Below are 11903 nucleotides of genomic sequence, written 5' to 3'. Positions count from 1 at the left end.
CCGCCTAGCGCCAGATACGCGCAGGGGAATAGCAGTAGGCCGGACCAGCCGACAAATACGAAGCGATCGCGCTTGAGCCAGTCGTCAATGGCGTCAAACCACCCTCTTGAACTTGGCGCGCGTCCGACTGCAATGGTCATTTCAAATCCTCTTACTATTGCGTCAAATCGTCTGAACTTGAGCAATTAACATTATTTATTTGACACGACCCACGTCAGACAGTAGTGGGATTATTTTGGAGAAGTTTGCCGGGTTCTGTCTTCAATAGACACACTCGCTTGATTCCCCTGCGTGTCAATTTCCACTAACCTGTCGCCCTGATGCCGGGTTTCAGGCTACTGTTATTTGGGAATGGGGCGCTTTTTGTCCCCAAAGTAAAACCCTAGGGTTCTAGCACGTGTCCTCTATGATAAGAAAATATCAGAATTTTTACAATCTGACACGTACTTCTCATTAATCTCTAGCTCAGTTAGATTGCTAAATCAATAGCATAAATCCCTGGGAAGCTAGATAATCTGAATCAGTCCGATCTTAAAAATTTTCCTTAACAACTTTGGCGAACACAGAGTTTTCTTTCATGGCTGCACCGACAACATCCACAAGTAACCGCGTTCTCCGTCAAGAGGTTTTAGGCTCTCGTCGTTTGAGTAACTATTGGTGGGCAACCGTAGTCTCCTTGGGAGCTACAGGCTTTTTATTGGCCGGAATTTCAAGTTACCTAAAAGTTAATCTTCTCCCTTTTGCTGACCCCACCAAGTTACTTTTTATCCCTCAAGGGATAGTCATGGGACTTTACGGGTTAGCCGGGTTACTCGTAGCGCTCTATCTATGGATGATGATTCTTTTAGACGTAGGGGGCGGTTACAACGAGTTTAATCAAGAAACCGGATATATTCGGATCTTTAGATGGGGCTTTCTCGGCAAAAACCGCCAAATTGAAGTCGGCTGTCGCATACAAGATGTCCAAGCGATTCGGGTGGAAATTAAAGAAGGTCTCAACCCACGCCGGTCGATTTATCTGCGCGTCAAAGGACGCCGCGATATTCCCCTGACGCGAGTTGGGGAACCTCTACCCTTGTCAGAGCTGGAAAATCAGGGTGCCCAACTGGCTCGCTTCTTGGAAGTGCCCATTGAAGGTCTCTAACAATTCTTGGTTGAGCCTCCCAATATCTGCATAAGATGATTCAGTAGCTCTGGCTACCAATTAGGTGAAATGAAAATGCAGATACAAATCCGGCACTGGTTTATATTACTTTTTGCGATCGCAGGACTGATGTTGGGGGGATGTACCACCGAGCAGGCTACTTCCTCGGATACCAGCCCCTCAGCAACTGCAACAACCTCAGCATCTGCCACTCCAGCGAGTAGTCCCAAAACAAGCAGTTTGCCCCGCCTAGAAGGTAAAGCCACCGTAGACATGACGGTTAAAGGCTCGCTAATTACGATTGAAGTCGATGGCACTAATGCCCCGATTACATCTGGGAATTTCGTCGATTTAGTTCAAAGAGGTGTCTATAACGGACTGGTCTTTCACCGCGTAGTGCGGCAACCGCAACCCTTTGTTGCTCAGGGTGGCGATCCGCAAAGTAAAGACCCGAATGTGCCCACAGAACGTCTGGGGATGGGTGGTTTTATCGATCCAGCGACGGGTCAAGCGCGTTACATTCCCCTCGAAATTAAGCCCAAAGGGGCGGAAAAACCCGTTCTCAGCGAAACGCTCAAAAGTGCGGGTGTTTCTCAACCCCCGCAGTTGCGACATACTCGTGGCGCTGTCGCAATGGCTCGCTCATCTTTACCCGACTCGGCTTCGTCGCAGTTTTACATTGCTTTAGCCGATTTGCCGTTCTTGGATGGTGACTATGCTGTTTTTGGCTATGTAACCAAAGGGATGGAGGTCGTTGACAAGATTCAGCAGGGCGATCGCATTGAATCGGCTAAGGTGACCAAAGGTGCGGAAAATCTCAAGAAATAGCAATTGGCGATTCGCTGGGTAATCGGTGGAGATTGTCGTTACTGGGATTGGTTTAGTCTCGGCTTTGGGTAACAGCTTGCAGACGAGCTGGCAACGTTTAATCGCCGGTCAATCTGGCATTCAGTTGCATCAACCCTTTCCAGAACTTGCCCCCCGACCCTTAGGATTGATAGGGAAACAACCCGCTGAGTTAGCAACCCTGACTCAGCGGGTTGTCGCTATGGCGCTGGAAGATGCTGGTTTGGTTTCGCCTTTGCCCGATTGTGGAGTCGTCATTGGTTCGAGTCGCTCTTATCAGGCATCTTGGGAGAAATTGGCGCGGGAGTTTTATCGGGATGCCGAACCAGTAAAATCGCCGCTATACAAACACCTGCCAACCCAGGCTTTTTTGGAGACGCTGCCCCACATGAATGCGATCGCAGCCGCTCGTCAAATCGGGGCAACGGGGTCAGTCTTGGCACCAATGGCGGCTTGTGCAACTGGAATTTGGGCGATCGCGCAAGCAGCGTCGCTCTTGGAAACTGGGCACTGTCAGCAAGTCATTGCTGGAGCCGTGGAATCATCGATTACACCGCTGACCCTGGCAGGGTTTCAGCAGATGGGCGCTTTAGCTCAAACGGGCGCTTATCCTTTTGATCGGCGGCGGGAAGGCTTAGCCTTGGGAGAGGGGGGAGCCGTCTTGGTACTGGAATCCGCAGAATTGGCAAAGCGTCGCTCAGCACGAATTTATGGTCAAGTGCTGGGATTTGGCTTGACATCGGACGCTTATCATACTAACGCGCCAGAACCGGGAAGTCGCAGCGCGATCGCGGCGGTCAAACAATGTTGCGATCGCAGCAACCTTTTCCCTGCGGACATCCATTACATCCACGCTCACGGTACCGCTACCCAGCTCAACGACCAAAATGAGGCGCACTTAATTCAGTATCTCTTTCCCCAAACGGTGCCAGTCAGTTCTACTAAGGGAGCCACAGGTCATACATTGGGAGCATCTGGAGCCTTAGGTGTCGCTTTCTCCCTAATGGCATTGAAGCATCAAATCTTGCCACCGTGTGTGGGGTTAAAGGAACCAGAATTTGATTTAGATTTAGTTAAAGTCCCGCGTCAAGGTGAAATTAAACAGGTGCTTTGTTTCAGCTTTGGTTTCGGAGGGCAGAATGCAGTGGTAGCTTTGGGGAAAAAGTAGCCGAACGCCTTCAGGCGTTATGCCACCTAAAAAAATAGAGTGGTATATACCACTCTACAAACTCTCTACTAATTTTTAACTGGCGACTACTTCCCAAACAAGCTGTCTTGCTTGTAATTCTTTCCAGGAAGCCTTTAACTAGCCAAACGCTCGGTTGATTGAGGTTGCAACAGCGATACCAACTGCTCAACTCCTCTTTGAAGATGCCGTGTCACCGTCATCGGGCTGACACCAATTCGCTTAGCCGCTTCTTTCCGAGGAAGATCTCGTACCAACACCAACTCAATTGCTGCTTGAGTTTTGTTGTCCAAATAACTCATTGCCCCTTCCAGCTCTTGCCGTTCTTCTTCTTGACTTTGCCAGGATTGATAGCGAGGGTCAGGGAGTGTTTCCGCCAACGTCACCTGAAAGTCAGACTGCTCAAAAACGACACTATCTAAACTTAATGGTCGGCAGTTTTGAGCCGCAACCTTGCTTTCACTCCACTCTTCTAGAGATACTTTAATTGCTTGGGCAATTTCAGCTTCTTTTGGCGATCGCCCTAAAGTTTGTGCCAACTCTTTTCGCGCCTTTTGTCCTTCCTGCTGGATTTCCTGCCACCGACGAGGCATTTTCATTACGCCGCTTCTGTCGCGTAAATAATGCAGCATCTCGCCGCGAATGTAAGGAACCGCAAAGGAACTAAAAGCATAACCTTGATGGGGATTGAATCGCTCAATCGCCCGAATCAAACCGAGATAGCCGAGTTGTTCCAAATCTTCATAAGGTTCCGCACACTGATAGCTGACTCGATGAGCCATCTTCCGAACCAGTCCAGCATTCAACTGCACCAGTTGATTGCGAACTTCAACTGATGGATTTTTATAGTAAGCAATCAAAAGTTCCATCGAATCGGAGCTGCAAGAAGATTGAGTCGCCATTGTCAAAGCCTCTGTAAAACCACCCCGTTTGGGAGATTGGGAAATCGCTATCTCTTCATTTCGTCTAACTGAATTCATTTTCTGTATAGGCGCTTTCAACAACCATCGTTGGAATACGGAACTCACAGAGAGCCTCTCCAGGAATGTCAGCATATATACGTAAGTTGCAGTTTGATGTAGCCAAAAACTAATCCTTACTTCAAAAACAAACCGTAAGCGTTTGCTTCGTGAAACCCACCCTTCTAAGGACTCCGGCTCTACGTCACAATTGAATTAGACTGGCGATCGCATAAATGTAAATGACTCGTAATATTTCTGAGGAAGCTTCATGAGTAACACCAGTAACTTCCGTCAAGCGATGCGTGAGGCTAAAAATCACGCACTCGTTGGCCCCAACGTTATTGCCAACGCCCTCCCCTACGTCGGCGGTGGCCTTGTCTTAACTGCACTTGGCACCTACGGGGGTCTTGGCGTTCTCCGTTCCAACCCAGGGCTATTCATGCCAACCTTCTGGGTTGCCCTGATTGCAGAATTTGCCCTTTTCTTCGTTGCCCAAAACGTTGCCATTAATGGCAAGAAAAGCGTTGCTCTGCCCCTTCTGGCTACCTACAGTCTGTTGTCGGGCTATACCCTGAGCGGATTGATATTCGTGGCTCTGAGGACACCAGGGGTCGGTGTGGCAGGAATTGGTTTTGCCGCCCTCGGCTGTGGCGTTACCTTTATTGCTGCACGACAGATTGGCTCCAATCTGTCGGAGCAAGACGGCATGGCTCTAACTAAAACAGTACAGCTAGGTATTATTGCCCTAGTTGTGGTGCTAGTGGGTCAGCTGCTGTTGTCTTTGTTTGGTGTCTATACACCCACCTGGCTAGAAATTGCCATTTCTGGTATTGGCGTGTTTTTGTTTGCCGGAGCTGCTGTGGTGGATTTCTATATCCTGCCCCGCGCTTACCGCGATGACCAATATCTGCCTGCTGCTTTGTCGATGTATCTGACTTACATCAATTTGTTCATTTTTATCCTGCGGTTGCTGAACGCGCTCAATAGCCGCGACTAAAAGGCAAAAGTTTCATTAAGCGCACACATCTTGACGCCGTGGGTTCCCACGGCTTTTTTTGGGACTGGACATTTAGCCAGAATCTTAGATAAATTTGATTGCAGTGCAACAGGAGCAGCGCTCAAGAAAAAACGCTAAAGCAATGCTGGAAATATTAGACATCCAACGTGAAGTAGAAACGTTGTCTTAGCATCTGGATAAAGCTCAAGACTATCTTTAACTTTCAGCAGTTACTCCACAAATTCAATCTTAATGGGGTAATAGGTAAGGGATAATTGGTACGTTCCCCTGTTCCTCTCCTTCGCTTTCTTTGTTCAGGTCTTAGTGATTGGGAGAGAGACTCCAGCTAAGATCGAAAAGAGTGCAACTTTACTACCAAGCGCTCATCGGAAAAAGCTCAAAACAATGATTGAACTCCTAGACATTAAACGCGAAGTCGAAACGTTGTGCGATCGCCTGGGTAAAACCCAGGACTATCTTTGACGTTCCTGCTCTAACTGCCAAAATTCAAGACTTGGAGCAAGTCGCGGCTCAACCGGATTTTTGGGACGACCAAACGAGTGCCCAGAAAACCCTCCAAGAACTCAATGACCTTAAATCCCACTTGGAACAATTTCACCAGTGGAAAAACAGCCTAGAAGACGCCAGGGCGGTTGTGGAACTGCTGGAATTAGAAGCCGACGAGTCACTACTTTTGGAAGCTGAAAGCAACATCACCAAGCTCAATCAGGAACTTGAGCGATGGGAATTGCAACAGATGCTTTCCGGTGCTTATGACCAAAGCGGAGCCGTTTTAACCATTAATGCCGGAGCGGGTGGCACAGACGCCCAAGACTGGGCGGAAATGTTGTTGCGGATGTACACTCGCTGGGCAGAAAACCACGGTTACAAAGTTACCTTAGCGGAAATCTCCAAAGGAGAAGAAGCGGGGCTTAAGTCAGCCACCTTAGAGATTGAAGGGCGTTATGCTTATGGCTACCTGAAGGCAGAAAAAGGAACCCACCGGCTGGTGCGGATATCGCCTTTCAACGCCAACGACAAGCGCCAAACAAGCTTTGCTGGAGTGGAAGTAATGCCAACTCTGGATAGATCCGTGACTCTAGACATTCCAGATAAGGATTTGGAAATCACCACCTCTAGGGCTGGCGGTAAAGGTGGACAAAATGTCAACAAAGTGGAAACAGCGGTGCGGATTGTTCACATTCCCACCGGCATTGCCGTGCGCTGTACCGAAGAGCGAAGTCAGCTGCAAAACAAAGAAAAAGGTCTTGCTATCCTCAAAGCTAAGTTGCTGATTGTCGCCCAAGAGCAACGCGCCAAGGAAATTGCCGACATTCGAGGCGATATGGTAGAGGCAGCTTGGGGCAACCAAATTCGTAACTACGTTTTCCACCCGTATCAGATGGTCAAGGATCTGCGGACAGGTGTGGAAACGACTGCCATTAACGATGTGATGAATGGCGACCTCGATTCGTTCATTGAAGCCTATCTGCGCCAAGAAAATCAGCTTACCTAAAAGCTGCGCCGTTGGGTCTTTAGGGTAGCCTCAGAGAGAGGGTTACTTAGCCACCAAGACACCAAGAAATTAGTAACATCGGGTGGACAAAGGAGCGATCGCGCAAAAGCGATCGCTCCTTTGTCCTTTACTTGCTGATTCGGTGATTTGCCATCAATTGCGAAACAAACTGTTACATTGTTGGAAGAAAAGTTTATCCCTGGCTTATCATCAGCTGGAAAAACCACTTTTGAGTCTTCAGTAATTATCCTTATGAGCAACTCCTCTTCAACGCCACAAGCGGCATCACAAACTCCAGAACCCATTTCTGAATCGACACCCGCCTCGACAGAGCCTCAACCCAGCTACGTGAAGCTGGCAATGCGAAACATGGTACGAAAAGGAGGCACTTCGTTAAAACATTTTGCCCTGTCAACCATTGGTCTTGTGGCGCTGCTGATCGGTCTTTCTTACCTGACTCGTTAATCCGGAACACGGTTGTATGGGCATAAACATAGAAGTTAGCATCCAAGACTATTTCTTCTCGTCCAATCCAGCAGATGCCAGTGCCCAAGAAGAAATTTCACCTGAAACTTGGGAAACTTGGTTCCATCGTTGGATGGAAACGCTGCATCTAGATCTTCCTCAAGCGGATGCCTATGAACTGAGTTTGCGCCTCACGGACGATAAAGAAATACAGACCCTCAACGCCCAGTATCGTCATCAAAATAAACCGACAGATGTATTAGCTTTTGCATCCTTAGAGGTAGACTGTCCTCAGCCGATGGATTTTTTAGAGGATACACCTCTGTATCTTGGTGATATCGTCATCTCCGTTGAGACTGCGACTCGGCAGGCTCAACAACAGGAACATCCTTTAAAAACAGAGCTAGCCTGGTTAGCGGCTCACGGTTTGCTTCATCTACTCGGCTGGGATCATCCCGATGAAGATAGCCTGACTAAAATGTTGAACCAGCAGGAAACTTTACTCCAGGTTATTGGTCTTACTATCTAGCCTAGCTATACCCAATAGCCTTCATCTGTACTTAGATTCAAGACTTAGATTCAAGTTTCGCCCACGCGCCAGCCGGAGCGATGGTTCATGCCCTTCAGCCCCGTAAAACCCTTGCCATGTCTCAAGAAATTTCCACACCTTCTTTGAACCACTCAGATGTAGTGAAACCAAACCGGGATTTAGCTTGGCGAATTGCGCCGAACTTAATAATTAGTTTTAAATATGCTTGGGCCGGACTTCGATATGCCTTTATTACCCAACGCAACTTTCGTATCCATGTAGTTATAGGCACCCTAGCCATTGGTTTGGGTGTCTTTTTGCAGTTGAAGGCAGTCGAAATGGCGGTGATTGGAATAACAATTGGGCTAGTGTTGGCGCTGGAGTTATTGAATACGGCAATTGAGTCAGTTGTTGACTTAACGGTTAAGCAGGCTTACCATGAGCTTGCCAAAATTGCTAAAGACTGTGCTGCTGGTGCCGTTCTGGTTTCGGCACTCGTGTCGGTATTGGTAGCTGGTTCGCTGCTTTTGCCACCCCTTGTAATTCGGATTCAGTCGATGCTGCGCTAAGTAGTTTTGAGTTTTGAATTGAAGGCTTCTGACTCACAAGGAGTTTACATTTGATTCTGGTTATTGATAATTACGACAGTTTTACCTATAACTTGGTGCAGTATCTGGGAGAACTTGGCGCTGAACTGCCCGTAGCATCTGAAATTCAGGTGCATCGCAATGACCAAATCTCCCTTGAGCAAATCGAAAAGCTTAAACCCGATGGAATTGTGATTTCGCCGGGACCAGGGCGTCCAGAAGATGCCGGAATTTCCCTGGAGTTAATTCAAAAGATGGGTTCCGGGGTACCCATTTTGGGCGTTTGCCTGGGACATCAAGGCATTGGTCAAGTATTCGGCGGTGAAATTGTTTCTGCACCCATGTTGATGCATGGCAAAACTTCTCCAATTCATCACACAGGTGTCGGCGTATTTCGAGGATTAGACAATCCCTTTACCGCTACCCGGTATCATAGTTTGGTGATTGACCGACACAGCTGCCCAGATGTCCTGGAAATTACGGCTTGGGTAGACGACGGAACCATCATGGGCGTCCGGCATCGGAACTATCCGCATATTGAGGGCGTCCAATTCCATCCGGAGAGTATTCTGACGGCTTCAGGAAAGCAACTGCTGCGAAACTTCCTGGAATCGCTTTAGTGCTAATGGCTAATGGCTAATTGTTCATTGGTCAATTAAGCATTAGCGATTAGCAAAGGACTAATGACTAATGACTGAGGACTAAATTCTGATGAAACGGCGACAGTTGATGCGCTATGCTGGGGCGGGTTTGCTTACAGCATTAGGAACAGGCTTGGCTTCTGGATTTCAGACTTATCAGGCGGCAACACCTGGTAGATCTGTGTCTGTTAAATGGCTGGGGCATACCAGCTTTTTGTTTACTGGAAGTGGTAAACGAGTCTTGGCGAATCCCTTTCAGAAGCTGGGCTGTACGGCTGGGTATCGTTCATCGAAGGTGCCAGCGGATTTAGTGTTAGTCAGCAGCCTATTACTTGATGAAGGGGCGGTGGAAGGGTTGCCAGGGAATCCCCAGTTTTTATATAAACCGGGAGTTTACCAAGTTGACAACCTAAAAATTCAAGGAATGAGCATTAACCACGATCGCAACGGTGGACGCCGATTTGGCACGAACGTGGCTTGGCGTTGGACGCAAGGAGGAATCAATATTCTGCATTTAGGCGGTGCTGCTGCACCGATTGATATTGAGCAAAAAATCCTGATGGGACGTCCCGATGTCTTGTTAGTACCCGTAGGCGGAAGTGACAAAGCCTACACGCCTCAGGAAGCCATGCAGGCAGTACAAGTCCTCAATCCCAAATTGGTGATTCCCACGCATTACCGTACCCAAGCCGCCGATGCTGCGAGTTGCGATATTATCTCCGTGGATGAATTTTTGGCATTGATGGATGGAATGCCGGTGCGTCGGGTCAATAGTGATACTTTGACGGTTAAATCAACGGATTTGCCAGAAAATGGCACTGCGATCGCAGTGATGAGTTATAAGTTTTAAACAATCATGCGTGATGAGTCCCTAGTTATTATTTAGTGAATGGCTAATGACTAATCAGGATGCCCCGATTGGATTGCCGCATAAAGTTGATTAAAATCCTCATTGGGTAACAATCCGGTGGGATCTAGGGAAAAGCATTTTTTGAGGCGGGTGACAAGATACATATCAATGTCACCCTTATTTTTTGCATTGACTTTTCCCCGATATTCACAATCAAAAAAATTTTTCACTAACTCAAACGTGGCTTTTGAAATATTAATGTTGCCACAAACTCCACAGGATTCCATTCTGGAGGCAGTATTAACCGTATCGCCCCAAACATCATAAGAAAATTTATTATGACCAATCGCACCCGCTAGCAAGGGTCCTGAGTGGATGCCGATGCGGACTTCCCAATAGGGATGATTATTTTTGATTTTTTCGAGCCGCCGCCATTGCATAAAGGCTTGAATTTGTAAGGCGGCTAGTACAGCATCAATTGCATGAGTGCGGTTAGGAGTGGGAATTCCTCCAACACACATATAACTGTCACCAATTGTTTTTAATTTCTCTAACTTGTGGGTTTCAATGAGCATATCGAAGCAAGAAAAGCAATAATCTAATTCATTGACTAAATCTTCGGGAGTAAGTTGTTCGGCTAATTGAGTGAAATCTTTAAAGTCGGTAAACAATACTGAGGCAGAGTCATAATGCACGGGTTTAACTCTGCCAGTGCGTTTTAATTCATCGGCTACACGTACAGGAAGTACGTTCAGTAACAGTTGCTCAGATTTGCGTTTTTCTGCCTCTAGTTGGGCATATAGCTGATTTAATTGGGCGAAGCCACTGGCGTTACGAATTGCTGCCGATACTTGCAAGGCTAGTAAATAACTAATGCGTAAATCTTCCAGTGTGTAAGCGTGGGCTTGGGTAGTCGCAAAGTTGATAGTACCAATGACTTGGCGATCGCTCTGTAGGGGGACGAATATTTGGGAAGCATAAGAGTGCAGAAAAACAGATGGAGAGCCTTCTCGAATCAGTTGCGATTGACCTGTTTTCATTGCACGACCTAAAGGGCTGTCCTCTGCGACAATCGTGGCAGTCAACTCTACAGGATCGCCAAATAGGGTTACGAGGCGGCAAGAACTGGTATCGGTGCAGATATAGACACTACAATGCTCGAAATCCAAGAGCCATTTAGCTTGTTTACCAACAACCCGCAAAATCTCGTCTATATCCAGGGTACGGTTAATCGCTGTCGCAATTTCATTGACAGCGGCGATGCGGCTGGAAAGAGCTTGGGCTTCCGCAAGCAGACGGCGGGCTATCAGCAGTAGTGGTTCGCGAGCTTGTTTTTCTAGCTCATTGCTACTATCAAACGGAGGGAAAGAGTCATGGGTATTGCCCATTATTGGGATGATTCTGTTTTTCCTGAAATTTAACGAACGACATTCTCAAGAAAATACGGACTCACGAGAAAACTGGCAATTTACAATTGGTCAATTTCGAGAGCGATCGCATCTGTGTATCGATTTATGCTGGTAAATAAGTCAGCAGTCGCAATAATCTCGAAGATTTCTGAGTCATCTAGCCCCAACTCTCGGAGATTTTGGTAATCTTTTGCGGTCAGTTCCTGGGGTTTAGTCCCGGCAAGTAAGCCAAAACTAATGACTGCTTTTTCGCGCTTGGGGAGGGGACAGGCAGCAAAGTCTGAAACCAATGTCCGGAGAACTTCCTCGCTCATTCCTAGAGCAGATAATCCATGCAAGTGAACGTTGAGGGCATAGGGGCTGTTGTGAGCTTGAGAGATGGCAACTCCCACCATTTCCTTCAGGGTGCGGGGCACATCTCCTTGCAGGATGGTAGCGCGGAATTTTTTCCAATTCCCTTCCAGCACATCGGGATTTATCGCCATTGATTTGAAAATGTTGGGAATGATGCCAAACCCTAATTCAGACAAAATTTCGTTATATACTGTTTTGACCTTTAAATCTGTGACTTCATCTTGTTCTTGAAGGGGGAAGCGAGTCATAGTTGCCTCTATCATTCGTTTGTAAAATTGCTAAGCGAGATGGAAGCGGTTTTTTTGTTATCTGAAATATTTTTGTTCTCATTTAATAGATGCAAGAGTCGATCGGGAGTATCGTTCCGTCGAATCCAGTCATTAGCGATCGCGCAGCCAATCACCTGAAAAAATCGCT

The 11903-nt window shown here is 47.4% G+C and carries 14 protein-coding genes and 1 pseudogene; 10 read left to right on the top strand and 5 right to left on the bottom strand.

Going from position 1 to position 11903, the window contains the following annotated elements:
• A pseudogene (locus NDA03_RS17350) lies at window positions 1-140 on the bottom strand (photosystem II D2 protein (photosystem q(a) protein)); the annotation flags it as partial.
• Between the two features lie 437 nt (window positions 141-577).
• Between NDA03_RS17350 and NDA03_RS17345 the strand changes: the two are divergent.
• From NDA03_RS17345 to NDA03_RS17335, 3 genes are all read left to right on the top strand, one after another.
• Window positions 578-1144, top strand: coding sequence for a photosystem I assembly protein Ycf4 (locus tag NDA03_RS17345; RefSeq protein WP_190414475.1), 567 nt, complete (start codon window positions 578-580; stop codon window positions 1142-1144).
• A gap of 75 nt (window positions 1145-1219) precedes the next feature.
• Window positions 1220-1972, top strand: a complete 753-nt coding sequence (locus NDA03_RS17340; protein WP_190688665.1) for a peptidylprolyl isomerase — start codon at window positions 1220-1222, stop codon at window positions 1970-1972.
• A gap of 25 nt (window positions 1973-1997) precedes the next feature.
• Window positions 1998-3158, top strand: a complete 1161-nt coding sequence (locus NDA03_RS17335; protein WP_190414473.1) for a beta-ketoacyl-ACP synthase — start codon at window positions 1998-2000, stop codon at window positions 3156-3158.
• Window positions 3159-3292: 134 nt separating this feature from the next.
• Here the strand turns inward: NDA03_RS17335 and NDA03_RS17330 are convergent, their stop codons facing one another.
• Window positions 3293-4078 carry an RNA polymerase sigma factor SigF gene (locus tag NDA03_RS17330; RefSeq protein ID WP_190414495.1) on the bottom strand — a complete coding sequence of 262 codons (786 nt, stop codon included), beginning with the start codon at window positions 4076-4078 and terminating at the stop codon, window positions 3293-3295.
• A 328-nt stretch (window positions 4079-4406) separates the two neighbouring features.
• On the opposite strand from NDA03_RS17330, the gene NDA03_RS17325 reads away from it, so the two are divergent.
• Both NDA03_RS17325 and prfB read left to right on the top strand, forming a co-directional pair.
• The gene (locus NDA03_RS17325; RefSeq protein WP_190688659.1) at window positions 4407-5135 is read left to right on the top strand and encodes a Bax inhibitor-1 family protein; all 729 of its coding nucleotides are present in this window, start codon (window positions 4407-4409) and stop codon (window positions 5133-5135) included.
• A 408-nt stretch (window positions 5136-5543) separates the two neighbouring features.
• Window positions 5544-6651 (top strand): peptide chain release factor 2 gene (gene prfB, locus NDA03_RS17320; protein ID WP_348238703.1). Its coding sequence is split into 2 segments (ribosomal slippage): window positions 5544-5615 and window positions 5617-6651, totalling 1107 coding nucleotides; the frame shifts between segments, so codons are not numbered across the junction.
• Here the strand turns inward: prfB and NDA03_RS17315 are convergent.
• Entirely contained in the window at window positions 6648-6878 is a 231-nt protein-coding gene (locus NDA03_RS17315) for a hypothetical protein (protein ID WP_348238695.1), read from the bottom strand. The genes prfB and NDA03_RS17315 overlap by 4 nt on opposite strands.
• Window positions 6879-6954: 76 nt before the next feature.
• Here NDA03_RS17315 and NDA03_RS17310 point away from each other — a divergent pair, with 76 nt between their 5' ends.
• From NDA03_RS17310 to NDA03_RS17290, 5 genes are all read left to right on the top strand, one after another.
• The gene (locus NDA03_RS17310; RefSeq protein WP_347275892.1) at window positions 6955-7116 is read left to right on the top strand and encodes a DUF3285 domain-containing protein; all 162 of its coding nucleotides are present in this window, start codon (window positions 6955-6957) and stop codon (window positions 7114-7116) included.
• A 22-nt stretch (window positions 7117-7138) separates the two neighbouring features.
• Window positions 7139-7645 carry an rRNA maturation RNase YbeY gene (ybeY, locus tag NDA03_RS17305; RefSeq protein WP_348238702.1) on the top strand — a complete coding sequence of 169 codons (507 nt, stop codon included), beginning with the start codon at window positions 7139-7141 and terminating at the stop codon, window positions 7643-7645.
• 116 nt (window positions 7646-7761) lie between these two features.
• Complete coding sequence (locus NDA03_RS17300) at window positions 7762-8214, top strand: diacylglycerol kinase family protein (protein ID WP_190414492.1); 453 nt, start codon at window positions 7762-7764, stop codon at window positions 8212-8214.
• Window positions 8215-8264: 50 nt separating this feature from the next.
• Window positions 8265-8852: an aminodeoxychorismate/anthranilate synthase component II gene (locus tag NDA03_RS17295; RefSeq protein ID WP_348238694.1), complete on the top strand. Its 588-nt coding sequence runs from the start codon at window positions 8265-8267 to the stop codon at window positions 8850-8852.
• A gap of 91 nt (window positions 8853-8943) precedes the next feature.
• Window positions 8944-9723, top strand: coding sequence for an MBL fold metallo-hydrolase (locus NDA03_RS17290; protein ID WP_348238693.1), 780 nt, complete (start codon window positions 8944-8946; stop codon window positions 9721-9723).
• A 50-nt stretch (window positions 9724-9773) separates the two neighbouring features.
• On the opposite strand, the gene NDA03_RS17285 is transcribed toward NDA03_RS17290, so the two are convergent.
• Window positions 9774-11111, bottom strand: a complete 1338-nt coding sequence (locus tag NDA03_RS17285; RefSeq protein ID WP_190414468.1) for an adenylate/guanylate cyclase domain-containing protein — start codon at window positions 11109-11111, stop codon at window positions 9774-9776.
• 80 nt (window positions 11112-11191) lie between these two features.
• Window positions 11192-11734, bottom strand: a complete 543-nt coding sequence (locus NDA03_RS17280; RefSeq protein WP_190430609.1) for a carboxymuconolactone decarboxylase family protein — start codon at window positions 11732-11734, stop codon at window positions 11192-11194.
• Window positions 11735-11903: the final 169 nt, after the last annotated feature.

Source organism: Trichocoleus sp. Lan, assembly GCF_039961855.1.
GTDB lineage: Bacteria > Cyanobacteriota > Cyanobacteriia > Cyanobacteriales > FACHB-T130 > FACHB-T130.
The sequence above is the reverse complement of the archived record's forward strand: the minus strand, read 5'-3'. Positions and strand labels throughout refer to the sequence as shown.

Bases quoted from the DNA above. Each gene is read 5' to 3' on its own strand.
- NDA03_RS17345 (WP_190414475.1), top strand. From the start codon at position 578: ATGGCTGCACCGACAACATCCACAAGTAACCGCGTTCTCCGTCAAGAG.
- NDA03_RS17340 (WP_190688665.1), top strand. From the start codon at position 1,220: ATGCAGATACAAATCCGGCACTGGTTTATATTACTTTTTGCGATCGCA.
- NDA03_RS17330 (WP_190414495.1), bottom strand. From the start codon at position 4,078: ATGGCGACTCAATCTTCTTGCAGCTCCGATTCGATGGAACTTTTGATT.
- NDA03_RS17325 (WP_190688659.1), top strand. From the start codon at position 4,407: ATGAGTAACACCAGTAACTTCCGTCAAGCGATGCGTGAGGCTAAAAAT.
- NDA03_RS17300 (WP_190414492.1), top strand. From the start codon at position 7,762: ATGTCTCAAGAAATTTCCACACCTTCTTTGAACCACTCAGATGTAGTG.
- NDA03_RS17290 (WP_348238693.1), top strand. From the start codon at position 8,944: ATGAAACGGCGACAGTTGATGCGCTATGCTGGGGCGGGTTTGCTTACA.
- NDA03_RS17285 (WP_190414468.1), bottom strand. From the start codon at position 11,111: ATGGGCAATACCCATGACTCTTTCCCTCCGTTTGATAGTAGCAATGAG.
- NDA03_RS17280 (WP_190430609.1), bottom strand. From the start codon at position 11,734: ATGACTCGCTTCCCCCTTCAAGAACAAGATGAAGTCACAGATTTAAAG.